Annotated in this window: 13 protein-coding genes; 9 read left to right on the top strand and 4 right to left on the bottom strand. The window is 65.0% G+C overall.

Annotated elements, in window-relative coordinates:
- Nucleotides 1-159: 159 nt before the first annotated feature.
- Together BI49514_RS12990 and BI49514_RS12995 are read right to left on the bottom strand one after the other, a co-directional pair.
- Nucleotides 160-1,185 (bottom strand): ATP-dependent 6-phosphofructokinase, encoded by a 1,026-nt coding sequence (locus BI49514_RS12990; RefSeq protein WP_101546933.1) that lies wholly within the window; start codon nt 1,183-1,185, stop codon nt 160-162.
- The gene (locus BI49514_RS12995; RefSeq protein WP_101546957.1) at nt 1,182-1,868 is read right to left on the bottom strand and encodes a DUF1707 SHOCT-like domain-containing protein; all 687 of its coding nucleotides are present in this window, start codon (nt 1,866-1,868) and stop codon (nt 1,182-1,184) included. The genes BI49514_RS12990 and BI49514_RS12995 overlap by 4 nt, the downstream gene beginning before the upstream one ends.
- Nucleotides 1,869-2,015: 147 nt before the next feature.
- Here BI49514_RS12995 and BI49514_RS13000 point away from each other — a divergent pair, with 147 nt between their 5' ends.
- The 5 genes from BI49514_RS13000 (at nt 2,016) to BI49514_RS13020 (ending at nt 8,527) form a co-directional block, all read left to right on the top strand.
- The gene (locus tag BI49514_RS13000; protein ID WP_101546934.1) at nt 2,016-3,221 is read left to right on the top strand and encodes a glycosyltransferase; all 1,206 of its coding nucleotides are present in this window, start codon (nt 2,016-2,018) and stop codon (nt 3,219-3,221) included.
- Nucleotides 3,218-5,362, top strand: a complete 2,145-nt coding sequence (locus BI49514_RS17085) for an ArnT family glycosyltransferase (protein ID WP_167443929.1) — start codon at nt 3,218-3,220, stop codon at nt 5,360-5,362. Before BI49514_RS13000 ends, BI49514_RS17085 begins: the two co-directional genes overlap by 4 nt.
- A gap of 15 nt (nt 5,363-5,377) precedes the next feature.
- Complete coding sequence (locus tag BI49514_RS13010) at nt 5,378-6,094, top strand: response regulator transcription factor (RefSeq protein WP_101546935.1); 717 nt, start codon at nt 5,378-5,380, stop codon at nt 6,092-6,094.
- Nucleotides 6,091-7,626, top strand: coding sequence for a sensor histidine kinase (locus BI49514_RS13015; RefSeq protein ID WP_101546936.1), 1,536 nt, complete (start codon nt 6,091-6,093; stop codon nt 7,624-7,626). Before BI49514_RS13010 ends, BI49514_RS13015 begins: the two co-directional genes overlap by 4 nt.
- Nucleotides 7,627-7,717: 91 nt before the next feature.
- Entirely contained in the window at nt 7,718-8,527 is an 810-nt protein-coding gene (locus tag BI49514_RS13020; RefSeq protein WP_101546937.1) for a hypothetical protein, read from the top strand.
- 98 nt (nt 8,528-8,625) lie between these two features.
- On the opposite strand, the gene katG is transcribed toward BI49514_RS13020, so the two are convergent.
- Both katG and BI49514_RS13030 read right to left on the bottom strand, forming a co-directional pair.
- Nucleotides 8,626-10,833 (bottom strand): catalase/peroxidase HPI, encoded by a 2,208-nt coding sequence (katG, locus tag BI49514_RS13025; protein ID WP_101546938.1) that lies wholly within the window; start codon nt 10,831-10,833, stop codon nt 8,626-8,628.
- A 120-nt stretch (nt 10,834-10,953) separates the two neighbouring features.
- Nucleotides 10,954-11,430, bottom strand: a complete 477-nt coding sequence (locus BI49514_RS13030) for a Fur family transcriptional regulator (protein WP_101546939.1) — start codon at nt 11,428-11,430, stop codon at nt 10,954-10,956.
- Nucleotides 11,431-11,986: 556 nt separating this feature from the next.
- Between BI49514_RS13030 and rpsL the strand changes: the two genes are divergently transcribed.
- The 4 genes from rpsL to tuf all read left to right on the top strand — a co-directional run bounded on the left by rpsL (nt 11,987) and on the right by tuf (nt 16,346).
- Entirely contained in the window at nt 11,987-12,361 is a 375-nt protein-coding gene (gene rpsL, locus BI49514_RS13035) for a 30S ribosomal protein S12 (RefSeq protein ID WP_025777935.1), read from the top strand.
- A complete protein-coding gene (rpsG, locus tag BI49514_RS13040; protein WP_039206341.1) occupies nt 12,361-12,831 on the top strand; it encodes a 30S ribosomal protein S7 in 471 nt (156 codons plus the stop codon). The genes rpsL and rpsG overlap by 1 nt, the downstream gene beginning before the upstream one ends.
- A 99-nt stretch (nt 12,832-12,930) precedes the next feature.
- Complete coding sequence (gene fusA, locus BI49514_RS13045; protein WP_101546940.1) at nt 12,931-15,036, top strand: elongation factor G; 2,106 nt, start codon at nt 12,931-12,933, stop codon at nt 15,034-15,036.
- A gap of 116 nt (nt 15,037-15,152) precedes the next feature.
- Nucleotides 15,153-16,346 carry an elongation factor Tu gene (tuf, locus tag BI49514_RS13050; protein ID WP_101546941.1) on the top strand — a complete coding sequence of 398 codons (1,194 nt, stop codon included), beginning with the start codon at nt 15,153-15,155 and terminating at the stop codon, nt 16,344-16,346.
- Nucleotides 16,347-16,807 lie beyond the last annotated feature (461 nt).

The following is a 16,807-nucleotide window of genomic DNA, read 5'->3' on the forward strand; positions in this document are numbered from 1 at the left end:
CCCGGCCGTAAGGCAGACAGGAGGGGCACCCGCCGTGCGGTGGGTGCCTCTCCTGCCATTTGTGTCTGCGATATCGAGAAACGGGTGGAGTGTCGAAACACGGGCGTGTGCGCCCGTCTCTCGACACTCCACCCGTTTCTCGATGAAGGTGCCGTGGTCTCAGCCGAAGAGCACCTGCGCCTCTTCCCAGCGATGCAGCGGCACCGACTTGAGACTGTGCACGGCCGAGGACATCTCCACGGAGACGATGTCCGTGCCTTTGAGGCTGGCCATCTTCCCCCAGTGGCCATGCTGGGCGAGGTCGACCGCCGCCATGCCCAGCCGCGTGGACAGTACGCGGTCGTACGCAGTGGGGGAGCCGCCTCGCTGCAGGTGTCCCAAGATCGTGGCCCGGGATTCGATTCCGGTGATCTCTTCGATCTTCGGAGCGAGGTAGTTCGCGATCCCGCCGAGGCGGACGCGGCCCTTGTTGTCCACGCCGTGGTCGGCGACCTGGGAATCGAACCCCTCGGGAACGAACCCTTCCGCGACGACGACGATCGGTGCACGTCCGCGATCTTTGGCCGAGGTCACCCATTCGGCGATCTGGTCGAAGTCGACCGGGAACTCGGGCATGAGGATCGCATGGGCGCCTGCGGCCATGCCCGCGTGCAGGGCGATCCAACCGACGTTGCGTCCCATGACCTCGATGACCATGCAGCGGTGGTGCGATTCGGCTGTGGTGCGCAGCCGGTCGATCGCTTCCGTGGCGATGGACTGAGCGGTGTCGAAGCCGAAAGTGTAGTCGGTGTTGCCGAGGTCGTTGTCGATGGTCTTGGGGACTCCCACGATGTGCAGACCCTCCTCGTTGACCAGGCGCGAGGCCCCTGCGAGTGTGCCCTCGCCGCCGATGGCGATGAGTGAATCGATGCCGTGGGCGGCCATGACCTCGCGCATGCGCCCGGGACCGCCGTCCTCATACGGGTGGGTGCGTGAGGTGCCGAGGATGGTGCCGCCGCGACCGGAGAGGCCTCGGACATCGAGCATGGTCATATCGAACATGTCGTCGTCGAGCAGGCCACGCCAGCCGTCGCGGATGCCGACGAATGAGGCATTGTGGGTGCGGATTCCCTTGCGGACGATGCCGCGGATGACAGCGTTGAGGCCCGGGCAGTCTCCGCCCGATGTGAGTACGCCGATCTTCATTCCAGTTGACCCTGATCCTTTGCTCGGTAGCCTTTGGCCAGATGGACATCGTGTCCGGCCATGAGTGAGAAGCCCTTGAGGACGACGGTGCCGTTCGATCCGTCGCCCCGCGCGGCCTGACGGACCTCATTGCCCGCCATGATGTTGATCGTCTCGTCACGGATGCGCACACCCGGCGGGACGTAGATGTCGTTGCCGCCCCACATCGAGTAGGAAACCAGCTCGACAGTCACACCCGGTCCCATGACGGCGCACAGATCGATATTGTCCCCGCCCATGAGCGCATAGGTGGTGACCTGTCCGGTGCCTGGCGCCACGTCGATCTCACGGCCGGACATGATGGCCACCGAGTTCGTGGGCGGGGCGGAACCCGGATCGACGGCCGGGCTGAGCTCGGCCGGTCCCCGTCGCTGCAGAGCCGACCCCGGACCCGATTCCTGACCTTGCCCGGTCTGTCGGGCAAGCCTCTGGTGGAGTCGGTGGCCCTCCGGCAGATCGTCGATCAGCGGCATGAGGTCATCGAGGAACTTCGCGGAGATGGCATCATCCTGCCGCTGCGCGGTCTCTTCGGGGTCGAGGCGTCCGTTCGTCACCGCCTCCGTGATCACGGAGAGGACCTCGTCCCGGTCCTTGTCGGAGGCACGGATCCGGCGCTTCGGCGCAGGGGAGTCATCTTCGGCCATGGCCACCAGTGTAGCGGGAATCACCCGCCCGGACCGGGCCTTCCGCCGAGGCGGTCGGACGGGGCACTGTGTCGTGTCGTCCCGTCCACAGCCGGGCCACAGCTGCGACCGATGGTGGGCCTAAGCAGAGACGCGAATGTGGTCCCCATGAGATACGAGAGCAGCGCCGGGAACCAGCCCGCAGCGCACCCAGCAGCCCCGTCCCTTCGAACGGTCACGACCGTCGACCTCGTCGTCCCGGTCTACAACGAGGAGGCTTCGCTGGCCGCCTCGATCGAGACCCTCCTGGCCGTCGAACCCTCCCGAGGCACCGAGGTCACGATCATCATCGCCGACAATGCGAGCACCGATAAGACTCACATCATCGCCGCGACCCTGGCGGCCGAACACCCGAACGTCGAATACGTGCGGCTCGAGCAGAAGGGCCGCGGGCGCGCACTGTCCCGGGTGTGGCAGTCCTCGACGGCGGATATCGTTGCCTACACAGATGTCGATCTCGCCACCGACACCCGAGTCCTCGAACCGATGGTCGAGGTGATCCGTTCGGGACTGGCTGATGTCGCCATCGCCTCGCGCCTGCAGCCGGGTCTCGAGATCGAACGCGGCGTCAGACGCGAGATCATCTCCCGCTGCTACAACCGAATGCTCAAGCTCAGCCTCGGTGTCGGCTTCAGCGACGCCCAGTGCGGATTCAAAGCGCTGTCGGCACGGGCGGCGAAGGAACTGCTCCCGCAGGTCGAGGACAGTGAGTGGTTCTTCGACACTGAGCTGCTCGCCCGCGCCGAGTGGGCCGGGTACCGCATCCACGAGTTCGGTACGGACTGGACGGATGACCCTGACTCCTCCGTCGACGTCGTCAGCACGGCGTGGAAGGACATCAAGGGCATCGTCCGGCTGCGGACCGGCGGACGCATCCGGACGAGTCACGAAGTCCCCGCACCAAACACCGGAGCACAGATCCTCCACTTCATCGACGTCGGGATCATCAGCACCGTGCTCTACGCCGTGCTGTTTCTCCTCGGCATCCAATTCGTCTCGGAATCCGCGGCGAACATCCTTGCGCTGCTCCTTTCGACGATCGCGAACACGGCCCTCAACCGAGGCCACACCTTCGGAGTGAGATCTCCGCACCGCCGCCTGACCTCCCAATTGAAGGGCATGGCGGCCTTCGGCCTGTGCCTGGCTTTCACCTCGGCAGGTCTGGCCGTCGCAGATGGATTCACCGGACCGTCGGCAACTGTGGGCACGCTCGCCGTGCTGACGGCGGCGAATCTCGCCGCCACTGTGGTCCGGTTCGTGCTCATGCGCACGTGGGTGTTCGCATGCCGCACCCGTCAGGAGGGCTCGGCATGAGGCGACATTGGTATCCGATCACACTCACCGTTCTCACACTCGGCACGATCGCGGCGTTTCTCGCCAACCTCACGGCCAACGGCTGGGCGAACTCCTTCTATGCAGCGGCTGTGCAGGCCGGATCGGAGGACTGGGAGGCGTTCCTCTTCGGCTCCCTCGACTCGGCGAACGCGATCACCGTCGACAAACCCCCGGCCTCCCTGTGGCTGATGGCCCTGAGCGCCCGGCTCTTCGGCTTCTCTTCGTTCTCGATGCTCCTGCCCCAGGTCCTCCTGGCCGGGGTGAGTGTGCTCCTCATCGTCCATTCGGTGCGGCTGAGCCTGAGATCCCACGTCGGATCGCGCCTCGAGAAGGCTGCCGCGCTGGTCGCCGGCGTGATCTTCGCGGTCTCCCCGGTAGTGGCGCTGATGTTCCGGTTCAACAATCCGGATGCGCTGCTTGTGACCCTGATGATCGGTGCGGTCGTTGCGACTCAGCACGCACTGCGCAGTCTCACCGAGGCCCACCGGCGACGCTCGGCCCGCCGCATAGTCGGCTGGCTCGTCCTCGCCGGAGTCTGCCTCGGGCTGGGCTTCCTGACCAAACAGTTCCAGGTCCTCCTCATCGTCCCCGGCCTGGCTGTGGCCTGGGTGCTCTTCGCCCGCACCTCCCGGCCCCGTCGCCTGCTGTGGCTGCTCGTCCCGCTCGGGTCGATGATCGTCAGCGCCGGCTGGTGGATCGCCCTCGTCGAACTCACCCCTGCCGGCTCCCGCCCCTACATCGGCGGCTCGCAGTCGAACTCCTTCCTCGAACTCACCTTCGGCTACAACGGGTTCGGGCGGCTGACCGGCAATGAGACCGGGTCGGTCGGCGCCGGAGGCGGCGGTCAGGGCGGCGGATGGGGCGAAACGGGCATCACCCGGCTGTTCACCGGCAGCTTCGGCCAGCAGGTCTCGTGGTTCCTGCCCACCGCCCTGTTCCTGCTGGCCGTCACGATCGTTCTCCTTATCCTCGCCGAGGCGGCCCGTCGTCGCCGTGTTCCTACAGGCACGGACCGGTCCGTCACGGTCGGGAGCACTCCGAGCAGGGCACGGAAGCCGAATGCCGTCACCGACGACGACCGGGCGGTCCGCGCGTCCGGCGCAACCGGCACTGGCAGCCTCGGTGCGGGACTGCTCATGTGGGGTGCGTGGCTGATCGTCACGTGGCTCGTGCTGTCGAATATGAACGGGATCGTCCACGAGTACTACACGGTTGCGCTCATTCCCGCGATCGCCGCCGTCATCGGCCTCGGCGTCGCGGTGCTGCTCGCCCGTGACGGATTCCTCCCGCGTCTGCTGCTGGCGGCGGCTTGGGCCCTGACCGGGGCCTGGCAGTTCATCATCAGCTCGCAGATGACCGGGATCCCGGGCGTCCTACGCTGGTGCGTGCTCATTGCCTCGATCCTCGGCGCTCTGGTCCTCATCGTCATCGCGCACAGGCGGATCGGCACGGCGCTCGCCTCGGTGCTCGTCGCACTGGCCATCCTCGGCAGCGCTGCGATTCCGGCTCAGCTGGCCGTGCGCACGATTGCCGGGACGGCGCAGGGATCGATCGTCACGATCGTCGGCACGAGCTCGGGCATGGGCGGTGGACCCGGCGGTGGCGGAATGCCCGGCGGAGGAGCCAGGCCGGGCGGTGGCGCCGGCGGCACGGATGGCACGACCGTTGGCACGCCGGGCGGGACACGCAATTCCGAAGCCGGCACGGGCGGCACCGGGGGGATGCCCGGAGGCGCCGGCGGCGGAATGGGCGGTCTGCTGGGCGCCTCCGAACCCTCGGACGAACTGACACAGCTGCTCGAACAGGATGCCTCGGACTACACGTGGGTGGCTGCGACGACGGGGGCCAACCAGGCTGCGGGATACCAGCTCTCGCTCGAAGAGCCGGTGATGGCGATCGGCGGGTTCAACGGCACCGATCCTTCGCCGACCCTCTCCGAGTTCAAACAACTCGTGGCCGACGGCAAGATCCACTACTACATCGGATCGGGCTCTGGCGGCGGTCAGGGCCCCGGCGGGGGCTCGGACTCTGCCTCATCCCAGATCGCGGCCTGGGTCGAGGCGAATTACGAGGCGACGACCGTCGACTCCGTTTCGCTCTACGATCTCAGTGCGGGTTGAGGGGATAATCGAGCTATGAACCCGACAGCAGATCCGCCGGCGCGCATCCTCATCGTCGACGACGAAGCGAATCTCTCCGAGCTCCTCGTCATGGCCTGCCACGTCAGAGGTTGGGAAGCCGAGGGAGTCGGCACCGGCCGCGAGGCCGTGGCGCTGGCCAGAAGCGAACGCTTCGACGCGATCGTCCTCGACGTCATGCTGCCCGACCTCGACGGGTTCGCCGTGATCGAGAAGATCCGAGCCGAGGGCATCGAGACTCCGGTGGTATTCCTCTCTGCCAGAGACGAGGTCGACGACCGGCTGACGGGTCTGCGGCTGGGCGGGGACGACTACGTGACGAAGCCGTTCAACCTCGATGAGGTCATCGCCCGAATCGAGGTGCGCCTGCGCCGGGGGGTCTCGAACGGCCCGGTCGACGAGGATGATGTGCTGCGCGTGGGTGACCTCGAACTCGACGAACGCTCCCACGAGGTCACCCGCTCCGGCCATCCGATCGAGCTGACGGCTCGCGAATACGAGGTGCTGCTGCTGTTTATGCGCAACCCGCGGGTGGTGCTGTCGAAAGCTCAGATCCTTGATCGCGTGTGGGACTACGACTTCGGCGGCAACGGCAACATCGTCGAACTCTACGTCTCTTACCTGCGGAAGAAGATCGACACCCCGTTCCCCGACCTGCCGAACCTCTTCCACACCAAGCGCGGGGCCGGCTACATCATGCGGGCGGAACCGTGACTCTGCGCCGCTGGCGGCTGCAGACGAGGCTCATCGTCCTCGCCGGACTCGTCCTCCTCCTCGTCGGCGCCGGAATCGGCACCGCCTCCTGGCTGAGCGTGCGCGGTTCGCTGATGGCCGACCTCGACTCCCAGCTGACATCGATGACCTCGCATGCACGTTCGGGAGACGGCCCCGGTGCGGGCCCCGGGACGAGCGGCAATCCGGGCACCTCCGGTGGGGGCGACGACTCGGCCGCGGCGGTCGATTCGGCTCTGCGCTATCTCTTCCAGCCAGGGGTCGGCGATGGTGCTCTCGTCGTCGTCGATTCCGGCGGTGGGGGAGAGGGGCTCATCGCCGAGGCGGGGCTTGCCCGTCCGCGCGCGCTGTCCGCAGAAGCGATCGACGCCTTGCTCGAAGTCGAGCCCGAGGGCACTGAGTCCGCCCATGAGTCTGTGCGGGTGCCGGGGTTCGGCGCCTACCGGGTCGTGGCCTTCCACGACGGCGGAACCACCACCGTCTACGGTGTCCCGCAGGGCAGTGTCGATTCCGCGCTCGAGCGCACTGCCTGGACGACCGCGTTCGTGGTCCTCATCGGCGTCATCGCCACGGCCGCGCTCATGGCCGTGATCATCCACCGCCAGCTGCGGGACCTGCGCGACGTCGCCCGCACAGCCAGGGAGGTCACCGACCTCGAGCTGAGCGCAGGCAAACCCGAGCTCGCCCTGCGGGTTCCCGCCGACCTCGCGGTGCCGGGCACGGAGGTCGGTGATGTGGGAGCTTCGGTCAACCGGATGCTCGACCACGTCGGCTCCGCCCTCGAGGAGCGCTACCGCGGCACGGAGCAGATGCGCCGCTTCGTCGCCGACGCCTCCCATGAGCTGCGCACTCCGATCGCGACGATCCGCGGTTGGGCCGACCTTACCCGTCCGTACCGTGATGATCTGCCCGCCGAGGTGACCACCTCCTTGGGCAAGATCGATTCCGGAGCGATGCGGATGTCCTCCCTCGTCGATGATCTCCTTCTCCTCGCCCGGCTCGAAGCCGGCCGCCAGCCGACGAGGGAGGACACCGTCGACGTCTCTTCCCTGCTCGTCGAACTCGTCGAGGACGCCCATGTGGTCAATCCCGACCACGCGATCTCCCTCGATGTCCCCCCGGAGGCCCTCGAGGTGCGCGGAGCGGCTGATCAGGTCCGCCGGGTCGTGTCGATCGTGCTCACGAACGCCTGCGTGCACACGCCCCCGGGGACCAGGGTGCACGTCGAGGCACTGGCGGCCCGGAAGCCGGTCTCCGGACAGTTGCCCAGCGATGTCGTGGCGATCCGCATCAGCGACGACGGTGGGGGCATTCCGCCCGAGATCCGGGACCGGGTCTTCGACCGTTTCGTGCGTGGAGACCCTTCGCGGGCACGGCAGGACGGAGCCAAGGGAGGTTCCTCGGGGCTGGGACTGTCGATCGCCGCGGGACTCGTCGAACTCATGCGCGGCGGCATCTCGATGTCGAGCACGGACGCTGGTACGAGCTTCGAGCTGCGCCTGCCTGCCGCCTGAGGCGAGTCGCACAGGTTGGCCACAGGCACGACTGGGAGGGGCTACAGCGAGTTTGCGGAGAGTGGAATCACCGACAACCAGAGGAGATTCCATGACCGAGAACCAGAACCCCGACCAGAACCCTAATCTGGACCGCAACCACGCGGAGAACACAGCGTCGGGCTCGAACGCCGCGGACAGCACCCGCAGGATCGAAGCGCAGGGCACGGCAGGACCTCATGCCGGACCCAACTGGGCGACGCAGTCGCAGCCGTCCGACCAGGGCCGTGCGAACGAACGGGTCGATCAGACCACTCGCTCGGCACCCGATCCGCAGGCCGTGAGCCCGGAGGGACAGCGGCCGTGGGTGAACCCCTACCACCGAACCGCTCCGATCGCCCAGTCCGGCGGCTCCGAGGAACCACGCAAGCAGAAGCGACGCGTCCCGCTCATCCCCGCAGTGCTCGCCGGATCGGCTCTCTTCGTCGTCGGCGGTCTCGCCGGAGGAGCGATCGGTGCATCGGCGGCCATGGCGTCGAAAGATTCGGGGACGAGTCAGGGGCCGGGAGGCCAGAACGGACCCGGCGGAATGGGCGGCCAACAGGGCGGTGCTCAGGACGGCGGCGGACAGCCGAATGGCGACGGAATGCCCGGAGGACAGTCCAACGGCGGAGGTATGCCCGGCGGACAGTCCAACGGAATGCAGGGAAATCAGAGCGGCAGCGCCGACTCCGGGAGCTCCTCCGACGGATCCAGCTCCGACGGAACCAGCTCGGACGGCAGCGCCTCTGACGCCGACGGATCGGACGCAAGCGCTGGCACCACCTCGGCGGGCACCGACGAGACAACGATCGAGAACGCAGCCGTGACTCACTTCGACCGGATCTTCACCGGATTCGCCGTCCTCAACCGGGACGAGTGAACGCCGCCTGATATCGGCGAAGCAAAGACGATGCCCCCACCGATCGGTGGGGGCATCGTCATGCTGACGCGTCGGTCACCTCGGTGACTGACGCCGGATCAGCGCTTGAGGTCGAAGCGGTCGGCTTCGACGAGCTTCGTCCAGGCCTTGACGAAGTCGGCGACGAACTTCTCATTCGCGTCATCCGAGCCGTAGACTTCGGCGATCGCACGCAGTTCGGAGTTCGCTCCGAACAGGAGGTCGATCCGGCTGCCGGTCCACAGCTTCTCGCCCTCGGGGGAGAAGCACTCGTAGACATTGGCCGTCTCTGACGGTCCGACGGGCTTCCAGACGTTGCCGAGGTCGAGCAGATTGACGAAGAAGTCGTTCGTCAGCTCGCCGGGGCGATCGGTGAAGACACCGAGCTCGGAATCTTCGTAGTTCGCACCGAGGACGCGGAGCCCGCCGATGAGGACCGTGAGCTCCGGCGGGGTCAGACCCAGCAGGCTGGCCTTGTCGAGCAGAAGGTACTCGGCCTTGAGCGGAAGTCCCTCGGTGAGGTAGTTGCGGAAACCGTCGTGGGTCGGCTCGAGGTAGCTGAACGAGTCGACATCGGTCTGTTCCTGGGTGGCGTCGCCGCGACCGGTGGAGACCGGAACCGTGATCGAGTGACCGGCCGCCGCGGCAGCGATCTCGACACCGACGGCGCCGGCGATCGCCAGCACATCGGCAAACGATGCGCCGGTGGACTCGGCGATGCCCTCGAGCGCGGGGAGCACCTCGGCGAGCTTGGCGGGCTCATTGGCCTCCCAGCTGCGCTGCGGTTCGAGACGGAGGCGACCTCCGTTGACGCCGCCGCGCATGTCCGAGACGCGGTGTGACGAGGCCGCGGCCCATGTCGTCGACACGAGCTGCGAGACGGTCAGCCCGGACTCGCGGACGGCTGCCTTGACGGCTTCGAGGCCGGCGTCATCAAGCGGGGTGCCGGCCGGAACCGGGTCCTGCCAGATGAGCTCTTCGCTCGGAGCTTCGGGGCCGAGGTAACGGGTCGCCGGGCCCATATCGCGGTGGGTGAGCTTGAACCAGGCGCGAGCGAAAGCATCTTCGAACGCCTTCTGGTCGTCCTTGAAGCGGCGCGAGATCTTCTCGTACGCCGGGTCGAAGCGCAGCGACAGGTCGGTCGTGAGCATACGGGGCTCGCGACGTCCGTCGCCCTGGGCCATGGGGACCATATCGTCCCCGCCGCCGTCCTTGGGACGCCACTGCAGGTGTCCGCCTTCGTTCTCGAAGACCTCCCACTCGTAGGCGAAGAGAATGTGGAAGAACTCGTTGTCCCAGCGAGTCGGGTGGTAGGTCCACGTGACCTCGATGCCCGAGCCGATGGAGTCGTTGCCCTGCCCCGTGCCGAAATCGGACTTCCAGCCCAGACCCTGCGCTTCGAGCGGAGCGGCTTCCGGGTCGGCACCTTTGTGCGATTCAGGACCGGCACCGTGCGTCTTGCCGAAGGTGTGTCCGCCGGCGATGAGGGCGACGGTCTCCTCGTCGTTCATAGCCATGCGTCCGAAGGTCTCGCGGATGTCGATCGCGGCCTTGACCGGATCGGGTTCGCCCTCCGGGCCCTCGGGGTTGACGTAGATGAGGCCCATGGTGGTCGCCGCCAGAGGCTTCTGCAGCTCACGGTTGCCCACGTAGCGCTTGTCGGTGCCCAGCCATTCGGTCTCGGAGCCCCAGTACACATCGTTGTCGGGTTCCCAGACGTCCTTGCGGCCGCCGGCGAAGCCGAAGGTCTTGAAGCCCATCGATTCGAGCGCGACGTTGCCGGCGAGGATGAAGAGGTCTGCCCAGGAGATCTTCTTGCCGTACTTCTTCTTCACCGGCCACAGCAGACGGCGAGCCTTGTCGAGCGAAACGTTGTCGGGCCAGGAGTTCAGAGGTGCGAAGCGCTGCTGACCCTCGCCGCCGCCTCCGCGGCCGTCCTGAACGCGGTAGGTGCCGGCCGAGTGCCAGGCCATGCGGATCATGAACGGACCATAGTGTCCGAAATCAGCGGACCACCAGTCCTGGTTGTCCTTCTGCAGGGTTTCGATGTCGGCCTTGAGCTGGTAGTAGTCAAGGCTGTTGAACTCCGCGTCGTAGTCGAAGTCAGGATCCATGGGGTCGCGTGCCGGCTGTCCCTTGGCGAGGATCTTGAGGTTGAGGCGGTTGGGCCACCACTGAGCGTTGGCATCGCCCTGGACGGGGTTGACCAGCTGGTCCGAATCCGGCGCCGCAGCCGGCGCCGTGGAAGTGTGGGCGACCGGGCAGCCGCCGGTGGTCATCTGGGTCATCGTGTTCCTTTCACAGTCGAGTCGCGTTCGACGACTCGGATGACGGGATGGGCAACCCTCGCAGAAAGGGCATAGTCGTGTCCTCGGAAGAGGGCGGGTGGTGATGAACGGAAGCCGGGGTCACACGGCCGAGAACTGATCGTCGCCGGTCAGCTGAGCACCGGCGGCCGCGCAGTCGGGGCACAGGCCCCAGAATGTCACTTCGGCCTGATCGATGACGAAGCCGGCATCGTGGGACGGCGTCAGGCACGGAGCCTGACCGATCGTGCAGTCGACATCGACGATGAGACTGCATGACCGGCACACCAGGTGATGGTGATTGTCCCCGATGCGGCGTTCGTACCGAGCCACAGAGCCTGAAGGCTTGATGCAGCGCAGCAGCCCTACCTCGGTGAGAGTGCGGAGCGAGTCATAGACAGCCTGGTGGGAGACCGCCGGCAGCGATTCCCGCACCGAGCGGATCACGGTTTCGGTATCCGTATGCGGGTGATCCCGCACGGCATCGAGGACTGCGACCCGCTGTTTCGTCACACGCAGCGACGTCTGCCGCAGAGCCGCGGCAGCGTCTTCGTCGTGTTCATGCTTCGTCTTGTTCACAGCACCAGAATGCCAGCTTATCTTGAACGAGTCAAGGAAAGTGATGGCAGGTTCTCGCCGAGGCGGCCGGCGGGTCGCGCTGTGGGTGCCGGTGACCGGGTGGTGCGGTTCGCTTGCAGTTGAGGGTCATGTGGTTGTTCGGCGTCGTTCGAGGTGAGAGGCGTGGTCCTCAGGGCGAGCGATGCGCTGCGTGATTTCCGCGGCGGGGCGGGGTAGGATGGATGATCGCCATTTTGACCAGACGTGCTCGAGAGAGATATTCTGGTAGGCGACTGATTGTGTTATCTGCGTCGTCGATCGATCCTGCCGGGTGTTCTGTGAGGCCCGGAATCCTTGAGAGAAGTCGTCGCTGCAGGCCGCCGAGAAGTCGTCGCTGCGCTTCCGTGTCCTTGCGACACACCCGGACGCAGGGGTCGATGACTCGCGTGGTTACTGGCATCGGGAGCCAAGCTTCACCCGGTGTCCGGTCGGATATGTCCCACGGTTCACAGAGACGACTGCGGTCGTGGCCGAAATTGGGAATTAGGTCTATCGAGAAGCAAATGGAGAACGCTTAGTGCCGACTATCCAACAGCTCGTCCGCAAGGGACGGCATGTCAATACAGCAGGATCGGACGCTCCTGCCCTCAAGGGCAGCCCGCAGCGTCGTGGAGTGTGCACCCGTGTGTACACCACTACCCCCAAGAAGCCGAACTCGGCTCTTCGCAAGGTCGCTCGTGTCAAGCTTTCGAGCCAGATCGAAGTGACCGCATACATCCCGGGCGAGGGACACAACCTGCAGGAGCACTCGATCGTGCTCGTGCGCGGTGGCCGCGTCAAGGATCTGCCCGGTGTTCGCTACCGGATCGTCCGCGGTTCGCTCGACACCCAGGGTGTCAAGGGTCGCCAGCAGGCCCGCAGCAAGTACGGTGCGAAGAGGGAGAAGAAGTAATGCCACGTAAAGGTCCTGCACCCAAGCGACCGATCGTCGTTGACCCGGTCTTCAGCTCACCGCTCGTCACGCAGCTGATCAACAAGATCCTGCTCGACGGCAAGCGCTCGACCGCAGAGCGGATCGTCTACGGTGCCCTCGAAGGCACCCGCGAGAAGAACGGCAACGACCCCGTTGTCAACCTGAAGAAGGCTCTCGACAACATCCGTCCGTCCCTCGAGGTCCGCTCCCGCCGTGTCGGCGGCGCGACCTACCAGGTGCCGATTGATGTTCGCCCGGCTCGTTCGACCACCCTGGCTCTGCGGTGGCTCGTGGGATACTCCCGCCAGCGCCGTGAGAAGACCATGACCGAACGACTCATGAATGAGATCCTGGACGCCGGCAACGGCCTCGGCGCAGCAGTCAAGCGCCGCGAGGATACTCACAAGATGGCCGAATCCAACAAGGCCTTCGCCCACTACCGCTGGTAATCGCCTGCCCTGTGCGCCGGTCGGCGGACCTTGTCCGCGAGTTCTGTCGGCCGGCAGCGCAGGGGAGTCGAGCAAATCATCGATTGAGAGAGAGACACCGTGGCACTTGACGTGCTCAGCGACCTGAACAAGGTCCGTAATATCGGCATCATGGCCCACATCGATGCCGGTAAGACAACTACGACCGAACGCATCCTCTTCTACACCGGCGTGAACTACAAGATGGGTGAGACCCACGACGGCGCCGGCACCATGGACTGGATGGACCAGGAGAAGGAGCGCGGCATCACGATCACGTCGGCCGCGACGACCTGCTACTGGGACAACAACCAGATCAACATCATCGACACCCCCGGTCACGTTGACTTCACGGTCGAGGTCGAGCGTTCGCTGCGCGTCCTCGACGGCGCTGTCGCTGTGTTCGACGGCAAGGAGGGCGTTGAGCCCCAGTCCGAGACCGTGTGGCGTCAGGCCGACAAGTACGATGTTCCGCGCGTCTGCTTCGTCAACAAGATGGACAAGCTCGGTGCTGACTTCTACTTCACCGTCGACACCATCAAGGAGCGCCTCGGCGCGAAGCCGCTGGTCATCCAGCTGCCGATCGGTGCCGAAAGCGACTTCGCCGGTGTCGTCGACCTGCTTGAGATGAAGGCCTACGTCTGGCCCGATGAGACCAAGATGGGTCAGGACATGACCGAGGTCGAGATCCCCGAGGATCTCAAGGACAAGGCTGTTCAGTACCGTGCGCAGCTCGTCGAGGACGTCGCCGAGAGCTCGGAAGAGCTCATGGAGAAGTACCTCGAGGGCGAAGAGCTCACGACGGCTGACGTCAAGGCCGGTATCCGCGAACTCGTCATCAAGTCCGAGGCCTTCCCCGTCATGTGCGGTTCCGCGTACAAGAACAAGGGCGTGCAGCCCATGCTCAACGCGGTCATCGACTACCTCCCGTCGCCGCTCGACGTGCCTCCGATGATCGGTCACAACCCGAACAACGACGAAGAGGAACTGACCCGCAAGCCTTCGACGGACGAGCCGTTCTCGGCTCTGGCCTTCAAGGTCGCCTCCCACCCGTTCTTCGGCTCGCTGACCTATGTGCGCGTGTACTCCGGTCACGTCAAGTCCGGTGAGCAGGTGCTCAACACCTCGTCGGGTAAGAAGGAGCGCGTCGGCAAGCTCTTCCAGATGCACTCCAACAAGGAGAACCCTGTCGAAGAGGCATTCGCCGGCCACATCTACGCCTTCATCGGTCTCAAGGAGACCACGACGGGTGACACCCTCAGCGACCCGGCGAACCCGATCGCTCTCGAATCGATGACCTTCCCGGAGCCTGTGATCTCCGTGGCCATCGAGCCGAAGACCAAGGGCGACCAGGAGAAGCTGTCCTCGGCCATCCAGAAGTTCGTCAAGGAAGACCCGACCTACCAGGTCGAGCTTGACGACGAGACCGGCCAGACCGTCATCCGCGGAATGGGCGAGCTGCACCTCGACATCCTCGTCGACCGCATGCGTCGCGAGTTCAAGGTCGAGGCGAACGTCGGCAAGCCGCAGGTCGCCTACCGTGAGACCATCCGCCGCACTGTCGAGAAGTACGATTACACCCACAAGAAGCAGACGGGTGGATCGGGACAGTTCGCGAAGGTCCAGGTCACCTTCGAGCCCCTCGAGGTCGAAGGCGATACGATTTACGAGTTCGAGAATGCCATCACGGGCGGACGCGTTCCGCGCGAGTACATTCCGAGCGTCGACGCCGGCATCCAGGACGCCATGCAGTTCGGTGCCCTCGCCGGTTACCCCATGGTGGGTGTCAAGGCCACTCTGGTCGACGGCGCCTACCACGATGTCGACTCTTCGGAGATGGCATTCAAGATCGCCGGTTCGATGGTCTTCAAGGAGGCCGTCCAGCGGGCGAACCCGGTTCTTCTCGAACCGGTCATGGACGTCGAGGTGCGTACCCCTGAGGAATACATGGGTGACGTCATCGGCGACCTGAATTCCCGGCGTGGACAGATTCAGTCGATGGACGATGCTTCCGGTGTGAAGGTCGTCAAGGCTGTGGTCCCGCTCTCGGAGATGTTCGGTTACATCGGTGATCTGCGGTCGAAGACCCAGGGCCGTGCGGTGTACTCGATGACGTTCTCCAGCTATGCGGAGGTCCCGAAGGCTGTTGCCGAGGAGATCATCCAGAAGGTGCGCGGCGGAGAGTAATCTCCGAATTCCGGTCGCCCCGGTGATCAAGAACATGGTCGCCGGAATGAAAGATAACCAACAAAAGGTCTAAGATATGAACCGCATATCTTTTGACAACCACGAGGAGGAACCCAGTGGCAAAGGCTAGTTTCGAACGGACTAAGCCGCACGTCAACATCGGCACCATCGGCCACGTTGACCACGGAAAGACCACCCTGACCGCCGCGATCACCAAGGTCCTGGCGGATCAGTACCCGGATCTCAACGAGGCACGCGCCTTCGACCAGGTCGACAACGCACCTGAGGAGAAGGAGCGCGGCATCACGATCAACGTCTCGCACGTTGAGTACCAGACGGAGAAGCGTCACTACGCTCACGTCGATGCCCCGGGTCACGCCGACTACGTGAAGAACATGATCACCGGTGCCGCTCAGATGGACGGTGCGATCCTCGTCGTCGCCGCCACTGACGGCCCGATGCCCCAGACTCGTGAGCACGTGCTGCTCGCGCGTCAGGTCGGTGTTCCCTACATCGTGTGCGCGCTGAACAAGGCTGACATGGTCGATGACGAAGAGCTCCTCGAGCTCGTCGAATTCGAGGTTCGCGATCTGCTCTCCAGCCAGGAATTCGACGGAGACAACGCTCCTGTCGTTCCGGTGTCCGCTCTCAAGGCGCTGGAAGGCGACGAGAAGTGGGTCAAGAGCGTTCAGGAACTCATGGCAGCCGTCGACGAGAACGTTCCCGAGCCGGAGCGCGATGTCGACAAGCCGTTCCTCATGCCCGTCGAGGACGTCTTCACGATCACCGGTCGTGGAACCGTCGTCACCGGTCGTGTCGAGCGCGGCGTCCTCCTGCCGAACGACGAAATCGAAATCGTCGGCATCAAGGAGAAGTCGTCCAAGACGACCGTCACCGCCATCGAGATGTTCCGCAAGACCCTGCCGGATGCCCGTGCAGGTGAGAACGTCGGTCTGCTTCTGCGCGGCACCAAGCGCGAAGACGTGGAGCGCGGTCAGGTCATCGTGAAGCCGGGTTCGATCACCCCGCACACCAAGTTCGAAGCTCAGGTCTACATCCTGAGCAAGGACGAGGGCGGACGTCACAACCCGTTCTACTCGAACTACCGTCCGCAGTTCTACTTCCGGACCACCGACGTCACCGGTGTCATCACGCTGCCTGAGGGCACCGAGATGGTCATGCCCGGCGACAACACCGACATGTCGGTCGAGCTCATCCAGCCGATCGCTATGGAGGACGGCCTCCGCTTCGCTATCCGCGAGGGTGGACGCACCGTCGGCGCCGGTCGAGTCACCAAGATCAACGCCTGATCTGACTCACTGAGTACCACCGGCTAGGGCCGCAGTTCTTCGGAGCTGCGGCCCTTCCGCATGTTCGGGACGCACTTGCCGACAACCGGTCAGATGATGCTGTTTGGGGGAGTTGCGCTGGGCCGTCTGATTGAGGGCCGGCATGAATCGGGTTCGCGCCGTCCTTGAGAGTTCCCTCACAGGCACCGTTCACGGAATTGCGCGGGTGAAGTGCTCTATGACAAGATAGTGAAGTTGCGTTTTGGGCGTTGACCCCTGCACTGCGGTAGTGATACCGCGAACAGCCTGAAACACTATCGGATCGATGAATCTGCATCATGCGGGTTCGGACCGAGCAGCCAATGAGTAGAAGCGCCGTCGGCGCTGGGAGAGAAGTGAGAATTTCTCCGCCAGGATCAGCCGACACGCCCGACCTCGGGGGTCGGTCATGGTCAGCCGGCACAGACGGCAGAGAGTCTCCG

Source organism: Brevibacterium iodinum ATCC 49514, from assembly GCF_900169265.1.
Taxonomy (GTDB): domain Bacteria; phylum Actinomycetota; class Actinomycetes; order Actinomycetales; family Brevibacteriaceae; genus Brevibacterium; species Brevibacterium iodinum.